Source organism: Streptomyces sp. NPDC094147 (assembly GCF_044764265.1).
Taxonomy (GTDB): domain Bacteria; phylum Actinomycetota; class Actinomycetes; order Streptomycetales; family Streptomycetaceae; genus Streptomyces.
Genome location: NZ_JBIWHT010000001.1, coordinates 641,269 through 657,217, shown reverse-complemented (window position 1 = coordinate 657,217; position 15,949 = coordinate 641,269). Strand labels below are relative to the sequence as shown.

14 protein-coding genes are annotated in these 15,949 nt (G+C 69.9%); 7 read left to right on the top strand and 7 right to left on the bottom strand.

What is annotated here, in order from left to right; genetic code table 11:
* Positions 1 to 127: 127 nt before the first annotated feature.
* The 5 genes from ACIQ8J_RS03015 to ACIQ8J_RS02995 form a co-directional block, all read right to left on the bottom strand.
* Entirely contained in the window at positions 128 to 811 is a 684-nt protein-coding gene (locus ACIQ8J_RS03015; RefSeq protein ID WP_403264159.1) for a response regulator, read from the bottom strand.
* Positions 808 to 2,094 carry a sensor histidine kinase gene (locus ACIQ8J_RS03010; protein ID WP_403264158.1) on the bottom strand — a complete coding sequence of 429 codons (1,287 nt, stop codon included), beginning with the start codon at positions 2,092 to 2,094 and terminating at the stop codon, positions 808 to 810. Before ACIQ8J_RS03010 ends, ACIQ8J_RS03015 begins: the two co-directional genes overlap by 4 nt.
* Positions 2,095 to 2,389: 295 nt before the next feature.
* Positions 2,390 to 3,256 carry a DUF4429 domain-containing protein gene (locus ACIQ8J_RS03005; protein ID WP_403264157.1) on the bottom strand — a complete coding sequence of 289 codons (867 nt, stop codon included), beginning with the start codon at positions 3,254 to 3,256 and terminating at the stop codon, positions 2,390 to 2,392.
* A 117-nt stretch (positions 3,257 to 3,373) separates the two neighbouring features.
* Positions 3,374 to 4,585: an alpha/beta hydrolase gene (locus ACIQ8J_RS03000; protein ID WP_403264155.1), complete on the bottom strand. Its 1,212-nt coding sequence runs from the start codon at positions 4,583 to 4,585 to the stop codon at positions 3,374 to 3,376.
* A gap of 173 nt (positions 4,586 to 4,758) precedes the next feature.
* Positions 4,759 to 5,412 carry a TetR family transcriptional regulator gene (locus ACIQ8J_RS02995; RefSeq protein WP_403264154.1) on the bottom strand — a complete coding sequence of 218 codons (654 nt, stop codon included), beginning with the start codon at positions 5,410 to 5,412 and terminating at the stop codon, positions 4,759 to 4,761.
* Between the two features lie 116 nt (positions 5,413 to 5,528).
* On the opposite strand from ACIQ8J_RS02995, the gene ACIQ8J_RS02990 reads away from it, so the two are divergent.
* Positions 5,529 to 7,127: an MFS transporter gene (locus tag ACIQ8J_RS02990; RefSeq protein WP_403264152.1), complete on the top strand. Its 1,599-nt coding sequence runs from the start codon at positions 5,529 to 5,531 to the stop codon at positions 7,125 to 7,127.
* A 212-nt stretch (positions 7,128 to 7,339) separates the two neighbouring features.
* Here ACIQ8J_RS02990 and aceE read toward each other — a convergent pair whose 3' ends face one another.
* A complete protein-coding gene (aceE, locus tag ACIQ8J_RS02985; RefSeq protein WP_403264150.1) occupies positions 7,340 to 10,072 on the bottom strand; it encodes a pyruvate dehydrogenase (acetyl-transferring), homodimeric type in 2,733 nt (910 codons plus the stop codon).
* Between the two features lie 426 nt (positions 10,073 to 10,498).
* On the opposite strand from aceE, the gene ACIQ8J_RS02980 reads away from it, so the two are divergent.
* The 6 genes from ACIQ8J_RS02980 to ACIQ8J_RS02955 all read left to right on the top strand — a co-directional run bounded on the left by ACIQ8J_RS02980 (position 10,499) and on the right by ACIQ8J_RS02955 (position 15,068).
* The gene (locus ACIQ8J_RS02980; RefSeq protein WP_403264149.1) at positions 10,499 to 10,921 is read left to right on the top strand and encodes a DUF3052 domain-containing protein; all 423 of its coding nucleotides are present in this window, start codon (positions 10,499 to 10,501) and stop codon (positions 10,919 to 10,921) included.
* Between the two features lie 104 nt (positions 10,922 to 11,025).
* Positions 11,026 to 11,484 (top strand): peroxiredoxin, encoded by a 459-nt coding sequence (locus ACIQ8J_RS02975; protein ID WP_114035478.1) that lies wholly within the window; start codon positions 11,026 to 11,028, stop codon positions 11,482 to 11,484.
* A gap of 148 nt (positions 11,485 to 11,632) precedes the next feature.
* Positions 11,633 to 12,208, top strand: coding sequence for a TerD family protein (locus ACIQ8J_RS02970; protein ID WP_403264148.1), 576 nt, complete (start codon positions 11,633 to 11,635; stop codon positions 12,206 to 12,208).
* Positions 12,209 to 12,303: 95 nt separating this feature from the next.
* Positions 12,304 to 12,879, top strand: coding sequence for a TerD family protein (locus ACIQ8J_RS02965; protein WP_403264146.1), 576 nt, complete (start codon positions 12,304 to 12,306; stop codon positions 12,877 to 12,879).
* A gap of 159 nt (positions 12,880 to 13,038) precedes the next feature.
* On the top strand, positions 13,039 to 14,181 hold the full coding sequence (locus tag ACIQ8J_RS02960) for a DUF475 domain-containing protein (protein WP_403265189.1): 1,143 nt from the start codon (positions 13,039 to 13,041) through the stop codon (positions 14,179 to 14,181).
* Positions 14,182 to 14,333: 152 nt separating this feature from the next.
* Positions 14,334 to 15,068 carry a Tellurium resistance gene (locus ACIQ8J_RS02955; RefSeq protein WP_403264145.1) on the top strand — a complete coding sequence of 245 codons (735 nt, stop codon included), beginning with the start codon at positions 14,334 to 14,336 and terminating at the stop codon, positions 15,066 to 15,068.
* Between the two features lie 14 nt (positions 15,069 to 15,082).
* Here ACIQ8J_RS02955 and ACIQ8J_RS02950 read toward each other — a convergent pair whose 3' ends face one another.
* Positions 15,083 to 15,871, bottom strand: a complete 789-nt coding sequence (locus tag ACIQ8J_RS02950) for a TerD family protein (RefSeq protein WP_403264143.1) — start codon at positions 15,869 to 15,871, stop codon at positions 15,083 to 15,085.
* Between the last annotated feature and the right edge of the window lie 78 nt (positions 15,872 to 15,949).

Below are 15,949 nucleotides of genomic sequence, written 5' to 3'. Positions count from 1 at the left end.
ACTGGGGGGTTGGGTGGGGAGTGGTACCTGGGTAGGGGGTGGGGGAGGGTTTCGCGGCGGAGCTGGGCCGAAGCCAATCCTGGCCGGCGAAAATCAAGCCCCTCGGGAAGGGGCGGGGCGGGGAGAATTACCCCGCGTCCCCGGGCCGCACCACACCCGCCTCGTACGCGAAGATCACCGCCTGCGCCCGGTCCCTGAGATCCAGCTTGGCCAGCACACGGCCGATGTGCGTCTTGACAGTCTGCTCCGCCAGCACCAAATGGTCGGCGATCTCCTGGTTCGACAGACCCCGGGCGATCAGCTCAAGGACCTCCGTCTCCCGCGGCGTCAGCCCGTTCAGCCGCAGCGCCGCCGTCCCCTTGCGCGGCGTGGGCCGCTGCCTGGCGAAGTCGGCGATGAGGCGGCGCGTCACGGACGGGGCGAGCAGCGCCTCGCCCGAGGCGACGATCCGCACCGCCGCGATGAGGTCGGCCGGCGGCGCGTCCTTGAGCAGGAACCCGGACGCCCCGGCGCGCAGCGCCTCGTACACGTAGTCGTCCACGTCGAAGGTCGTCAGCATCAGGACCTTCGGGCGGTGGACGACGCCCGCGGGCGGGTCCAGGATCTCGCGGGCCGCGGCGAGCCCGTCCATCTCGGGCATCCGGACGTCCATGAGGACCACGTCCGGGTGGGCGGAGCGGGCCACCTGCACCCCCTGGCGGCCGTCCGGCGCCTCGCCCACCACGTCGATGTCGGCCTGCGCCGAGAGCAGGGCGGCGAACCCCGCGCGCACCATGGCCTGGTCGTCAACGATGATCACGCGGATGGTCAACTGGCGTCCTCGGGAAGGGAGTCCGGTACGGAGGGAGGGTCGAGCGGGAGGCGGGCCGCGACCCGGAAGCCGCCGTCGGGCAGCGGCCCGGTGTCGAGATGCCCGCCGGTCAACCGTACGCGCTCGCGCATCCCGACGAGCCCGTGCCCGGTCCCGGAGCCCTCCAGCGGCGAAGTGCGGCCCGCCGCCGGGCCGTTGACGACGAGCACCGTCAGATACCGGTCCTCGCACGTGACGGAGACGCGGGTCGTGGCGCCCGGCGCATGCCGTACGACGTTGGCGAGCGCCTCCTGCACGATCCGGTACGCCGACAGGTCCACCGCGGGCGGCAGCGCGGGCAGCTCCGCGGCCAGCGAGAGCCGGGCGGGCAGTCCGGCCCGTACCGTCGCCTCCACCAGCTGCTGGAGCCGGTCGACGCCGGGCTGGGGCGCGCGCTCGACACCCTCCTCGCCGCCCTCGCTGCGCAGCACCGCGAGCAGCCGCCGCATCTCGCTCAGCGACTCCCGGGCGCTCGACGCGATGGACTCGAACTCCCCGCGGGCCGCGTCGTCGAGCCCGGTCAGCCGGTACGGCGCCGAGTCGGCCTGCACCGTGATCACCGACATGTGGTGGGCCACCACGTCGTGCAACTCGCGGGCGATCCGGGCGCGTTCCTCCAGGAGGGTCCGCTGGGCGCGTTCTGCCTCGCTGATGGTCTCCTGCTCGGCGAGCAGCCGCTCGGCCTCGCCGCGGCTGCGCAGCGCGCCCGTGAGGGCCAGCATCACGCCCGCCAGGACGAACAGCAGGACGTGGGTGCTGGTGGCGCCGGCGGGTGTGGAGACGCCGAGCACGACACTGGCTGCGCCCGTCACCAGCCACACCGCGATCAGGGTGCGGGTCTTCTCGCGCAGCCCGAGGCAGGCCATGAGGACCAGATAGCCGACGACCACCGTCGGGGTCCACGGCCAGGGGCGCCCGGCGGTGTCCGCGTGGATCAGCAGGATCGCGCCGAGGACGTCGGCGCCGAGGATGATCAGCCAGGCCCGCACGGGCCGGGTCACGGCGAGCAGCAGGGGCACGGTCTGGACCACCCCCAGCGCCCCGGCCCAGCCGCCGCCCGCCTTGTAGTCGTTGGTGAGGACGGCGATGCCGGCCGGCATCAGGATCACCACGAAGATCCCGGTGACGACGTACGGACTCCACCGCTGCCAGCGCTTGGGCGCCCGAGCGAACAGGGGCCGCGCGGATTCGGCGGGGGGCCGCAGCAGGGCGGGCGCGCGGCGGAAGAGAGGTGCGATCTTCATGACCCGGCCAGCCTAGGGGGTGTCCGGTGGGTCATGGCCGGGGGCGCGGCGCCTGGCACGGCACCTCGCCGCGTTGCCGAAACGTCCCGATAGCTCCTCCCCCAAGGCCTCAAGGGCCAGGGGGGACCCCCACTCAGGCCGCTCCGGCGCCTTGCGATGCACCGCACCAGCCGCCGCGCCCTGTCCGACCCTGACCCACCGGACACCCCCTGGGAAGGATCGGCCCGCCCGCGCGTCATACCGGGGTGCCACGCCGCTGCCACACCCTGGTACGGGGTCCGCGGAGTGACCCCGCCTACAGCTCGGCCAGCAGCTCCGCCTTCTTGGCGCTGAACTCGTCGTCGGTGACGAGACCGGCCCGGTGCAGCTCCCCGAGGTGGCGGATCCTTTCCGCGATGTCGGCGGGATCGCGCCGCCCCGCCGGGACCGGGACCGTCTGGTGGGGGATCGCGGGGCCGCCCCCGCCGCGTACCGCCGCGAGGACCGCCGCCGCGAACGGCAGCGACTCGTGCACCGGGCCGTAGCCGAGGCCGAAGACCACGGCCGCCGGGTCGCGGTCGGCCTGGCCGGGGAACCCGTCGGGCTCGCGGCGCAGCAGCCGCAGATGGCCGTCGAAGACATCGGGGGAGCGCCACTCGACCCCGCTCAGCGCCGCCACCGGGAAGGTCTGGTCGCCGGCCTTCCACTTCTCGGAGGAGGCGCCCGTCCAGAACCAGCGGAAGGTGACCTGCCGGCCGTCGAAGGCTGCCTTGCCGTCGTACGCCTTGAAGTTCAGGGGCGGCTCGGGCGCCGCCACCAGATGCCGGTCGGCGGGCCGGGAGGCGCCCGGCACCAGAGCGCCGCGCAGCTCGTCCGCGTAGTACTCGGCGAGCGTCCCGCGCTCCGCCGGCAGCACCAGGCGGTAGGGGTCGCAGGCCTCCTTCAACTGGCCCGCCGCGGCCTCCATCAGAGGGTCGGCGCCCGGTCTCGGCACCGCGTGCAGCACCATCGTGCCGCGTTTGCCCGGGGTCAGCGCGACCGACTCCAACGCCTCGTGGGGGATGCGCCGTTCGCGCAGCGCCTGGAAGAGCTTCGGCGCGCGGATCCCCCGTTCGAAGCGGATGAGCACGGAGTCGGACGCGAACTCCCAGGTGGCATGAATTCCGGCCAGCACATCACCCATGCGCCTCATCGTAGGCGGCGCACGCCCGCGCGTCCCCCCTCGGAGAAAACCCCGCCGCCGCGCCACCGTTCCGGCGATCGCGCGGCGTCTACGCGTGTCAGCCCGTGGGCTCGCCCGTCAAGCCGCCGACCGGTCGAAAATTCCGCTGCCGCAGCTGTTGTCGTCGGATGCGCAGACGACCGACTGGTATGCGCCAACTCCGATCGCGGCGAAGTTGGCGAGGCTCTGGGTGCCCGGCTCGAAATAGCCGGGGTGGCCGACGGCTCCGGCGGCCGAGAGGACCCGGGCGCCGAAGGCCGGGGAGACCGGGTCGGCGCCGTGGCCGAGGCCCGCGACGTCCAGGTAGGGCACGTCCTGGATCCAGTCGTCCTTGTCCCGCATCGACCAGACCCGCGCCGGGGTGTCCAGCTGGGCGGCGCTGCCCACCCGCATGCCGGGGCTGCCGGCCACCGCGATGTCGGTGACCCGGGGCGGCAGTTCACGCGTCGAGACCCCGCACACCACGGAGCCGTAGCTGTGGCAGAAGAGCTCGACGGGGGTGCTGCCGGGCAGCGCGCGCACCAGGGCGGCGAGCCGCACCGCACCGTCCTCGGCCATTTTGCCGACGGCCGCGTCGATGCCGAGACCGGCCGGCGCGGTGTAGTCGGCCCAGGCGATCACGGCGGTACGGGTGCCGGGTGCGGCCGCGTGCTCGGCGTCGTACAGCGACTGCGCCATGCCGACCGGGGCGCTGTTCTTGCGGTTGCTCTTCTCGAACGTCAAGACGTCCGTATCGACTCCGGGGACGATGACCGAGACCCGCTGGGCGTGGTCCAGGTCGCCGAAGACCTCCGCGACCCGGCCGCTGTCGGAGGGGTCGAAGGCGAGGATCTGGCGGCCGTCGGCGAGCAGCGAGTCGAACCGGTGCATCCGGCGGCCCGCGTCCTGGCGGCCGTCGGCGGAGAGCCTGCTGTCGACCATGCGCTTCTGCTCGACCGTGCGCGCCTCGGCGAGCGCGACCCGGTTGGCCCGGTAGCGCAGCGGTACGGGGGCGCCGTTCAGATTGCCGACGACCAGCGGATAGCGGTCGGCGAGCTCGTTCTGCTCGGCCTGGCCGAGCGAGCCGAAGAACAGGCCGAGCTGGTGCGCACCGGCGTCCGGCTTCGGCAGCGCGTGGCCGTCTATCGTGCCCCGCGCCCAGGCGGCGAGGGCCGCGGCGCGGGGTGCGGAGTCGCCCGCGTGGCCGCGGATCGCCGTCCAGCCGGAGGTCGCGAGCATCACGAACACCACGGCGAGCGCGAGCAGCGCACGCCATGCGTTCAGGGTGGGGGAGGAGTCGAAGGAAGTCACTGCTGACCACAGTAGGAGACCCGGGAGGTCCACTGGGCTGACAGTGACTCAGATCACGTTTGGATCAGGAGTGGTCTCACCAAGAGCGCGCGCGGGCGCACGCTCCGTAGGTCAGCGCGTTCCCCCGTCCTCGCGCTCCGTACGACTTCACGCTCCGTATGTCCGCCGGCCGCTCAGCCGCGCCAGTCGTCGGCCAGGGCGGGGCCGAGGTGATCGAGATGGGCGGCGGTCAGCTCGCGGATCGCCGCCACGCTGGGGTCCTCGCCCTGACCCCACAGTCCGCCCGCCACCCGCATCACTCCGGTGAAGGCCGCCACGGCGACCCGGGGGCGCGGATCGGTGTCGATGTCGAGGCCCTCGCGCTCGGCGATCAGCCGCGCGATGTGCTCCTCCAGCTCCGCCGAGCGGCGCAGATGGACCGCGAGCAGCGCCGGGGTCGACTCGATCACCTGGTACGTCCGCATGTAGAGGGCTACCGGCACGACGGGGGACAGGAGCTCGTCGATGGTGTCCCAGGCCGACAGCGTCGCCCGGCGCATCGCGGTGAACGGGCCCTCGGCGGGCGGGCGTTGGCGCAGCGCGTCCACGAAGTGGGACTCCACCGTGTCCTGCGCCGCGAAGACGACGGCCTCCTTGTTCGCGAAGTAGCGGAAGAAGGTGCGCTGGGAGACGTCGACCGCGTCGGCGATCTCGTCCACGGTCGTCTGCTCGTACCCCTTGGTGGTGAAGAGCTCCAGGGCGACGCGCAGCAGCGCGTCACGGGTGCGCTGCTTCTTCAGCTCGCGCAGGCCGCCGACCGGCGCCGTCGGCCGCTGCTCCACCGTCACGTCGTGGTCCTCTTTCCGTCAATTTGGCCTGTTCAGTTTAGCTGTGAGCCATGTGACAGCTACCGACTTGTGAAATGGTTTGTCAACTGTCAGCAGCTGACATTAGCCTCGTCGGCATGACTAGTCAGACCAGCCTCGAAAAGGCGCCACAGGACGAGATCGAGGTGCCGCCCAAGGGGTTGCGCGGTCACCCCTGGCTGACGCTCTTCGCCGTGGCCATCGGCGTGATGATGGTCGCGCTCGACGGCACCATCGTGGCGATCGCCAATCCCGCCATCCAGAAGGACCTCGGGGCCTCGCTCCAGGACGTCCAATGGATCACCAACGGCTACATGCTGGCGCTGGCCGTCTCACTGATCACCGCGGGCAAGCTCGGTGACCGGTTCGGCCACCGCCAGACCTTCCTCATAGGCGTCGTCGGCTTCGGCGCCGCGTCCGGGGCCATCGGCCTCTCCCACAGCGTCACCCTGGTCATCGCCTTCCGCGTGCTCCAGGGCCTGTTCGGCGCGCTCCTGATGCCGGCCGCGCTCGGCCTGCTGCGCGCCACCTTCCCGGCCGAGAAGCTCAACATGGCGATCGGCATCTGGGGCATGGTCATCGGCGCCTCCACCGCGGGCGGCCCGATCCTCGGCGGCGTGCTCGTCGAGCACGTCAGCTGGCAGTCCGTCTTCTTCATCAACGTGCCGGTCGGCGTGCTCGCGCTGGTCCTCGGCCTGGTCATCCTGCTCGACCACCGCGCCGAGAACGCGCCGAAGTCCTTCGACATCCTGGGCATCGTGCTGCTCTCGGTCGCGATGTTCTGCATGATCTGGGCGCTCATCAAGGGCTCGGAGTACGGCTGGGGCAGCGGGAAGACCCTCGGGTTCATCGCCGCCGCGGTGATCAGCTTCGTGCTCTTCGCCCTCTGGGAGACGAAGGTCAGGGAACCGCTGATCCCGCTCGGCCTGTTCCGCTCCGTACCGCTGTCGGCGGGTACGGTCCTGATGATCCTGATGGCGTTCGCCTTCATGGGCGGACTCTTCTTCGTGACGTTCTACCTGCAGAACGTGCACGGCATGTCGGCGGTGGACAGCGGACTGCACCTCCTCCCCCTCACCGGCATGATGATCGTCGCCTCGCCGCTCGCGGGCGCCCTCATCACCAAGCTGGGCCCGCGGGTCCCGCTGGTCGGCGGCATGGTCTGCACCGCCGTCGCGATGTTCGGCATGTCCCGCCTGACGATCGGCACCGGCACCCTGACGATGTCGATCTGGTTCGCCCTGCTCGGCCTGGGCCTCGCCCCGGTCATGGTCGGCGCGACCGAGGTCATCGTCGGCAACGCGCCCATCGAGCTGTCGGGTGTGGCGGGCGGTCTCCAGCAGGCCGGCATGCAGGTCGGCGGCTCGCTGGGCACCGCGGTGCTGGGCGCCGTGATGTCCTCGCAGGTCACCTCCAAGCTCCCGGACAACTGGGCGAAGGCGCAGCTGCCCCCGATGGCGCCCGAGCAGTCCTCGGCCATGTCCAAGGCGGTGGAGGTCGGCATGGGCCCGGTCCCGCCGGGCACCCGGCCCGAGGTCGCCGCCAAGGTCGCGGCCGTCGCCCACGACACGTTCGTGTCGGGCATGAGCACCGCGTTCACCGTCGCCGGAATCGTCGCGGTCCTGGCCGCCGCGGTGGCCATGTTCACCAAGCGCGGCGACAACACACCGGCGGGCGCGGGCGCGGGCCACATCTGACCGGTCCAACTCCCGTACGCGAAAGCCCCGTCGGCCGCCCTGAAGGCGACCGACGGGGCTTTTCGCTACGCCCCCCAAAGGGGCGCGCGGGGAACTGCGCGACCAGCCACGCACGGCCCGCAGTGAACGAACGGTCCCCGGCGAACCGAACGCCCCGCGGAAGCGACACGCGCGGCCCGCGTGGGCCGCAGTGACCCCGCCCCCGCGGAGCGCTACGCGTCGCCGCCCGCCGCGCCCGGGTCGGCCGCGGTGACGTCGAGGAGCCGGTAGCGGTCCACGGCCTGCTTCAGCGCCGAGCGGTCGACCTTGCCCTCGCGGGCCAGCTCCGTGAGGACCGCGAGCACGATCGACTGCGCGTCGATGTGGAAGAAGCGGCGGGCCGCCCCCCGCGTGTCCGCGAAGCCGAAGCCGTCCGCGCCGAGCGACTGGTAGGTGCCCGGCACCCAGCGTGAAATCTGGTCGGGAACCGCCCGCATCCAGTCGGAGACCGCCACGAACGGGCCAGGGGAGCCCTGGAGCTTCCGCGTGACATAGGGGACGCGCTGCTCCTCCTCGGGGTGCAGGAGGTTGTGCTCCTCCACCTCGACGGCCTCGCGGCGCAGCTCGTTCCACGACGTCGCCGACCACACGTCGGCGCGCACGTTCCACTCCTCGGCGAGGATCCGCTGCGCCTCGAGGGCCCACGGCACGGCCACGCCGGACGCCATGATCTGGGCCGGTACGGCGCCCGAAGTGCCCGCGCGGTAGCGGTGGATGCCCTTGAGGATGCCGTCCACATCGACGTCCGCCGGCTCGGCCGGGTGCTGGACCGGCTCGTTGTAGACGGTGAGGTAGTAGAAGACGTCCTCGCTGTCGGGCCCGTACATCCGGCGCAGACCGTCCTTGACGATGTGCGCGATCTCGTAGCCGAACGCCGGGTCGTAGGCGACACAGCCCGGGTTGGTGGAGGCCAGCAACTGCGAGTGGCCGTCCGCGTGTTGCAGACCCTCACCGGTCAGCGTCGTACGTCCGGCGGTCGCGCCCAGCACGAATCCGCGCGCCAACTGGTCGGCCATCTGCCAGAACTGGTCGCCGGTGCGCTGGAATCCGAACATCGAGTAGAAGACGTACACCGGGATCAGCGGCTCGCCGTGCGTCGCGTACGCCGAGCCCGCGGCGATCAGCGAAGCCGTGCAGCCCGCCTCGGAGATGCCGTCGTGCAGCATCTGCCCGGTCGGCGACTCCTTGTAGGCGAGCAGCAGTTCGCGGTCGACCGCCTCGTACTGCTGGCCCAGCGGGTTGTAGATCTTGGCGCTCGGGAAGAACGCGTCCATGCCGAAGGTGCGGTACTCGTCGGGCGCGATCAGCACGAACCGCCGGCCGATCTCCTTGTCCCGCATCAGGTCCTTCAGGATGCGCACGAACGCCATCGTCGTGGCGATCGACTGCTGGCCCGAACCCTTCTTGGCGGCCGCGTACGTCTTGTCCTCGGGGAGGTTCAGCGGCTTCGACCGCACGACGCGGGTCGGCACGTAGCCGCCGAGCCCGGTCCTGCGGTCGTGCATGTACTGGATCTCCTCGGAGCCCCGGCCCGGGTGGTAGTACGGCGGCGCGCCGGACTCCAGCTCCCGGTCCGTGATCGGGATGTGCAGCCGGTCCCGGAAGCCCTTGAGGTCGTCGACCGTCAGCTTCTTCATCTGGTGGGTCGCGTTGCGGCCCTCGAAGTTCGGGCCGAGCGTCCAGCCCTTGACCGTCTGCGCGAGCACCACGGTCGGCTGGCCCTTGTGCGCCTTGGCCGCCGCGAAGGCCGCGTACACCTTCTTGTGGTCGTGGCCGCCGCGCCCCAGGTGCAGGATCTGCTGGTCCGTCATGTTCTCGACCATGGCGCGCAGCCGGTGGTCGTCGCCGAAGAAGTGCTCGCGGATGTACGCGCCGGTCTCGGTGGCGTACGTCTGGAACTGGCCGTCCGGCGTGGTGTTCATCTTGTTGACCAGGATGCCGTCCCGGTCCTGGGCGAGCAGCGGGTCCCAACTGCGGTCCCAGATCAGCTTGATGACGTTCCATCCGGCGCCGCGGAACTGCGACTCCAGCTCCTGGATGATCTTGCCGTTGCCGCGCACCGGGCCGTCGAGGCGCTGGAGGTTGCAGTTGACGACGAAGGTCAGGTTGTCCAGGTTCTCGCGGGCCGCGATGGAGAGCTGGCCGAGCGACTCGGGCTCGTCCATCTCGCCGTCGCCGAGGAAGGCCCAGACGTGTGACTTGGAGGTGTCGGCGATGCCGCGCGCCTGCATGTAGCGGTTCATCCGCGCCTGGTAGATCGCGCCGAGCGGGCCGAGGCCCATCGAGACGGTCGGGAACTCCCAGAAGTCCGGCATCAGCCGCGGGTGCGGATACGACGAAAGGCCGTACGGCGCCTTCGACTTCTCCTGCCGGAAGGCGTCGAGCTGCTGCTCGCTGAGCCGGTCGAGGAGGAAGGCGCGGGCGTAGATGCCGGGGGACGCGTGGCCCTGGAAGAAGATCTGGTCGCCGCCGTCGCCCTCGTCCTTGCCCCGGAAGAAGTGGTTGAAGCCCACGTCGTACAGCGAGGCGGAGGAGGCGAAGGTGGCGATGTGGCCGCCGACGCCGATGCCCGGACGCTGGGCCCTGGACACCATCACGGCCGCGTTCCAGCGGGTCGCGTTGAGGACCTTGCGCTCGATCTCCTCGTTGCCGGGGAAGAACGGCTCGTCCTTGGTGGCGATCGTGTTGACGTAGTCCGAGCTGCGCATCTCGGGCACGGCCACGCGCTTCTCACGCGCCCGCTCGATCAGCCGGAGCATCAGATAACGGGCCCGTTCCCGGCCGCGCTCGTCGACGGCGGCGTCCAGAGAGTCCAGCCACTCCTGGGTCTCTTCTGGATCGAAGTCCGGGACCTGGCTCGGCAGGCCGCCAATGATGATCGGGTTGCGATCGGATCCGGAAGCCACGCTGTTCCTTCACTGTCGGGGGATGCGGAGAAGCCAATTCTGCGCCGCATCCCATCGTGTACCGCTGGGAAGCAAACGTCATCTCTACCGAGAGGTAACCGTCACCCGAGCAGGAAGTAGGCTCAGGGCCTGGACGGGTCGGGCCAAATCGCAACCTTACGCTCAACCCGGCCATCCGTTCCCGAAGGGTGTTCGGGCCCGATTGGAGTACCCGAAGGAACAGAAAGCCGCAAACCGTCCCCAATGGTGTGGGATGAATCACCGGCGGGGATGCGGATGTCCCTGAACACGGCCACACTGACCCCCAAAGGACGGGTTCGGGGGCCGGGTACTTGCGAGATTCGTCCCGCCCGTGTGGACTACGCCCAATGCCACGCGTATGCGCGCGGCTGCAGAAGTTACCGAATCAAGATCAGGAGGCAAGCCGTGAGCGCGACCGCGGACCACGCGGAGGAGCGGACCAACCCGGCCGGAAGGCTGGGGTTCGAGCCCGGACAGGTGGTCCAGGAGATCGGTTACGACGACGACGTCGACCAGGATCTCCGCGAGGGCATCGAGTCCATTATTGGCCAGGATCTCGTCGACGAGGACTATGACGACGTTGCCGACGTCGTCACGCTCTGGTTCCGCGACGAGGACGGCGACCTTACGGACGCCCTGGTGGACGCCATCGGTCTCCTTGAGGACGGCGGCACGATCTGGCTGCTGACCCCGAAGACCGGCCGGGACGGCTACGTCGAGCCGAGCGACATCAACGACGCCGCGCAGACCGCCGGCCTCTCCCCGGCCAAGAGCGTCAGCGTCGGCAAGGACTGGTCGGGCACCCGCCTGAAGTCCGGCAAGCGCTGATCCTCCTCACGCCCCCAGGGCCCCCTCAGGCAACTGCCCGAGGGGGCCCTGTGCGTAGGGTGAGCGGTGTCAGCAGAATGGCCCATTGAAGGGAAGGCGTTTCCATGGCTATCGAGGTCGGCACCAAGGCCCCGGAGTTCGAGCTCAAGGACAACCACGGCAGGACCGTGAAGCTCAGCGACTTCCGCGGCGAGAAGAACGTGGTGCTGCTCTTCTACCCGTTCGCCTTCACCGGGGTCTGCACGGGCGAGCTGTGCGAACTGCGCGACAACCTGCCGAAGTTCGTCAACGACGACACCCAGCTGCTCGCCGTCTCCAACGACTCCATCCACACCCTGCGCGTCTTCGCCGAGCAGGAGGGCCTGGAGTACCCGCTGGTCTCCGACTTCTGGCCGCACGGCGAGGTCTCGCGCGCGTACGGCGTCTTCGACGAGGACAAGGGATGCGCGGTGCGCGGCACCTTCATCATCGACAAGGAGGGCGTGGTCCGCTGGACCGTCGTGAACGCCCTGCCGGACGCCCGCGACCTGAACGAGTACCTCAAGGCACTCGACACCATCTGAGTGCGGGATGCGGCCGACACCCTGCGATTGTTCGGCCGAATCGTCTGTTTGACCCGGGAACCGGTCACTAGGATCCATTCGTTGATCCGATGCCAACGCACGACGGGGACGCTGACCAAGCCGGCCCCTCACACCATTGGGAGGACTCGTGGGAGTCAGCCTCAGCAAGGGCGGAAACGTCTCGCTGACCAAGGCCGCCCCCAACCTGACCGCGGTCATCGTCGGTCTGGGCTGGGACGCGCGCACCACCACCGGGGGTGACTTCGATCTGGACGCCAGCGCCCTGCTGACCAACGATCAGGGCAAGGTCGCCAACGATTCGAACTTCGTCTTCTTCAACAACCTCAAGAGCCCCGACGGCTCCGTCGAGCACCAGGGTGACAACCTCACCGGTGAGGGCGAGGGCGACGACGAGGTCATCAAGGTGAACCTGGCCGGAGTGCCGGCCGACGTCGCCAAGATCGTCTTCCCGGTCTCGATCTACGAGGCCGAGACCCGCCAGCAGTCCTTCGGCCAGGTGCGCAACGCCTACATCCGCGTGGTGAACCAGACCGACAACAGCGAGCTGGCCCGGTACGACCTGAGCGAGGACGCCTCGACGGAGACCGCGATGGTCTTCGGCGAGCTGTACCGCAACGGCACGGAGTGGAAGTTCCGCGCCATCGGCCAGGGGTACGCCTCGGGCCTGCGCGGCATCGCGCAGGACTTCGGCGTCAACGTCTGAGCCGACCGCTCTCCCTCGTCCGGCGCCGCACCCCTTCCGGTGCGGCGCCGGACGTGCTCACCACCTGTTCCACATCTCGGGGAGGACACACGATCATGGGCGTCACGCTCGCCAAGGGAGGCAATGTCTCCCTCTCCAAGGCCGCACCGAACCTGACCCAGGTGCTCGTCGGCCTCGGCTGGGACGCGCGCTCCACCACCGGAGCCGACTTCGACCTCGACGCCAGCGCCCTGCTGTGCGCGAACGGGCGGGTGCTCGGCGACGAGTACTTCGTCTTCTACAACAACCTCACGAGCCCGGAGGGCTCGGTCGAGCACACCGGTGACAACCTGACCGGTGAGGGCGAGGGCGACGACGAGTCGATCATCGTCGACCTGGCGAAGGTGCCGGCCGCCTGCGACAAGATCGTCTTCCCGGTCTCGATCCACGAGGCGGACAGCCGGGGCCAGACGTTCGGCCAGGTCGCCAACGCCTACATCCGCGTGGTGAACCAGTCCGACGGCCAGGAGCTCGCCCGCTACGACCTGAGCGAGGACGCCTCGACCGAGACCGCGATGATCTTCGGCGAGCTGTACCGCTACGGCGGCGAATGGAAGTTCCGAGCGGTTGGCCAGGGGTACGCGTCGGGGCTGCGCGGCATCGCTCTAGACTTCGGGGTCAACGTCTCCTAAAGAGATCGCCCGGATCCGTTCAAGTCGCGTCGTACCCGGGGTGGTCCCTGCCGGGAGCCCGGGGGGCCTCCCTGGGGACAAAGCAGCGCAAGCCGTGCGCGGTGCGGGGGGACACCCGCTCTACGTGGGGTCGGCCCGCTCTACACGATGGGGAAGTCAGTGCTACTGAAAACCTTCGGCTGGTCGTTCGCGATCACCGCGATCGGCCTGGCCCTGGCGGTGCTCTACGGCGGCTGGACCGCGTTCGGCGTCGTCGCGATCCTGGGCGTCCTGGAGATCTCGCTGTCCTTCGACAACGCGGTGGTCAACGCCGGGATCCTGAAGAAGATGAACGCCTTCTGGCAGAAGATCTTCCTCACGGTCGGCGTGCTCATCGCCGTGTTCGGCATGCGGCTGCTCTTCCCCGTCGTCATCGTCGCGATCAGCGCCAAGATCGGCCCGGTCGACGCGGTCGATCTGGCGCTGAACGATGCCGACCGCTACCAGCAGCTGGTGACCGACGCGCACCCGTCGATCGCCGCCTTCGGTGGCATGTTCCTGCTGATGATCTTCCTCGACTTCATCTTCGAGGACCGCGACATCAAGTGGCTCGGCCGGCTGGAACGTCCGCTGGCCAAGCTCGGCAAGATCGACATGCTGTCGGTCTGCATCGCCCTGATCGTCCTGCTCGTCTCCTCCATGACGTTCGCGACCCAGGCCCACCAGCACGGCGGCGCGCACGCCGACAAGGCGCAGACCGTACTGATCTCCGGCATCGCGGGCCTCATCACGTACCTGGTCGTCGGCGGGCTCTCTGGCTACTTCGAGAACCGGCTCGAAGAGGACGAGGAGCGCGAGCACGAGGCGGAGGAAGAGGCCAAGCGCAGCGGCAGCAAGGTTTCTGCTGTCGCCATGGCGGGCAAGGCCGCGTTCTTCATGTTCCTCTACCTGGAGGTCCTGGACGCGTCCTTCTCCTTCGACGGGGTCATCGGCGCCTTCGCCATCACCAACGACATCGTCCTGATGGCGCTCGGCCTCGGCATCGGCGCGATGTACGTGCGGTCGCTCACCGTCTACCTGGTCCGCCAGGGCACCCTCGACGACTACGTCTACCTGGAGCACGGCGCGCACTACGCGATCGGTGCGCTCGCCGTCATCCTGCTCGTCACCATCCAGTACGAGATCAACGAGGTCATCACCGGTCTCGTCGGCGTCATCCTGATCGCCTGGTCCTTCTGGTCCTCCGTCCGCCGCAACCGGCGGATCGAGGCGACGGGCGACGGCGATGTGAGCGAACAGGCGGAAGTGGGCTCCGGGGTGTGACCCCGGTGCTCCAGGAGCGCACGCCCGCGGGCGTGTGATCCGCCGCGGATTGCGGAACGCTCTTGTGCGGGGCGGTCAGGAGGCCTCGGTCTCGCCGGCCGCCCCGCGTTCTTCTGGGCGGGGAAAGTTCACGGACCTATGGGGTGGGGGAGATGGCGTTCTGGGACGGCCTGCGGAGCAGGAGCTCACAGTTCGACTCGGGCAGCGCGGCGACCAACACGATCGAGATGACCCGGCGGCACAGCACGGTCTCGCTCGGCAAGCAGGGTGCCAACACCGGCAGCCTGCGGGTCAACCTGTCCTGGCGGATGCGGACCTCGGACTTCGGAGGCAAACCCGATGAGGGCGGGCGGCTGCTGCGCCACCCGTTCAAATACTTCAAACCGGAGATGGTGCAGGGGCACACCCAGTCCATGGTCAACGTCGACCTCGACCTGGGCTGCCTCTACGAGCTCCAGGACGGCACCAAGGGCGTGGTCCAGCCCCTGGGCAACTTCGTCGGCGCCACCAACAAGCCGCCGTACGTGGAGTGCAGCGGCGACGACCGGTTCGGCTCGGGGTCCGGCGAGACGATCTTCGTCAATCTGGACCACCGCGACGAGATCAAACGGCTGCTGGTCTTCGTCTACATCTACGACCAGACCCCGGCCTTCGACCGCACCCACGCCAAGGTGACGCTCTACCCGAGCAACGGCCCGCGCATCGAGATCGAGCTCGACGAGCGCGCGCCCGAGGCCCGCTCCTGCGCGGTCGTCACCATCGAGAACGTCAAGGGCGACATGGTGGTGCGGCGCGAGGTGAAGTTCGTGTACGGCTTCCAGGCCGAGCTGGACCGCCTGTACGGCTGGGGCCTGCAATGGGGCCGCGGCTACAAGACCAAGGCCTGAGGCGGCCCCCTGCCCTACTGCCGGATGAACTGCGGCCCCATGGGCGGCAGGACGAACGCGGTGTCGGGCCCGCCCGCCGCCGCGGGCTGGGGGTAGCCGTACGCGGGCTGCGGATAGCCGTATGAAGGCTGCGGCACGGGCGGCTGGGCCGGCGGTGCCGGATGCGGGTACCCGTACGCGTGCTGGGCCGCCGGCTGCGGATGCGGCCGGGGCACGGACGGCGCACCGGGCGCATTCCCCGCGCTGTCCGTGCTCTCGCCGTCCTCGTCCACCGAGATGCCGTAGTCGGTGGCCAGACCCACCAGGCCGGTCGGATACCCCTGGCCCACCGCGCGGAACTTCCAGCCCTCGCCGCGGCGGTACAGCTCGCCGCAGATGATCGCGGTCTCCTCGCCGGTCTCCGGCCGCACATCGAACAGGGCGACCGGCTCGGCCCCCGACGCCGCCGCGTCGAACAGCAGGATCCGCAGATCGCGTACGGCACGGAAGGTCGCGCCGTCCGACGACGCGGTGATCAGCACCCGGTCCACGGACCGGTCGAGCGCGGCCAGATCGGCCTCGATGGTGTCGGTGAGACCCTCGGCGATGCGCTTCTTGGGCAGCCGGCGCACCAGGCCCGAGGGGTGGCGCGGCTGGTTGTAGAAGACGAAGTCCTCGTCCGAACGCACTCTGCCGTCGCCGCCGAGCAGCAGCGCCGAGGCGTCCACGTCCGGGACGTCGGAGCCGGGCGACCAGCGGAGCACGGCCCGCACGGCCAGGGCCTCCAGCGGGACGTTCGATCCCTTCAGCATCGCGTGCGTCATGCCCGCCATCCTGCCTCCCCGCGGCGCCCGCGGACAACGCGGGGGCCTGGTCGGATACGTCCCGCGATGTACCCGCCG

Excerpts from the sequence above, each read along its gene's own strand:
- ACIQ8J_RS03010 (WP_403264158.1), bottom strand. The coding sequence starts at position 2,094 with ATGAAGATCGCACCTCTCTTCCGCCGCGCGCCCGCCCTGCTGCGGCCC.
- ACIQ8J_RS02955 (WP_403264145.1), top strand. The coding sequence starts at position 14,334 with ATGGCGTTCTGGGACGGCCTGCGGAGCAGGAGCTCACAGTTCGACTCG.
- ACIQ8J_RS02950 (WP_403264143.1), bottom strand. The coding sequence starts at position 15,871 with ATGACGCACGCGATGCTGAAGGGATCGAACGTCCCGCTGGAGGCCCTG.
- ACIQ8J_RS03005 (WP_403264157.1), bottom strand. The coding sequence starts at position 3,256 with ATGGGTGATGTGCTGGCCGGAATTCATGCCACCTGGGAGTTCGCGTCC.
- ACIQ8J_RS02975 (WP_114035478.1), top strand. The coding sequence starts at position 11,026 with ATGGCTATCGAGGTCGGCACCAAGGCCCCGGAGTTCGAGCTCAAGGAC.
- ACIQ8J_RS02990 (WP_403264152.1), top strand. The coding sequence starts at position 5,529 with ATGACTAGTCAGACCAGCCTCGAAAAGGCGCCACAGGACGAGATCGAG.
- ACIQ8J_RS02965 (WP_403264146.1), top strand. The coding sequence starts at position 12,304 with ATGGGCGTCACGCTCGCCAAGGGAGGCAATGTCTCCCTCTCCAAGGCC.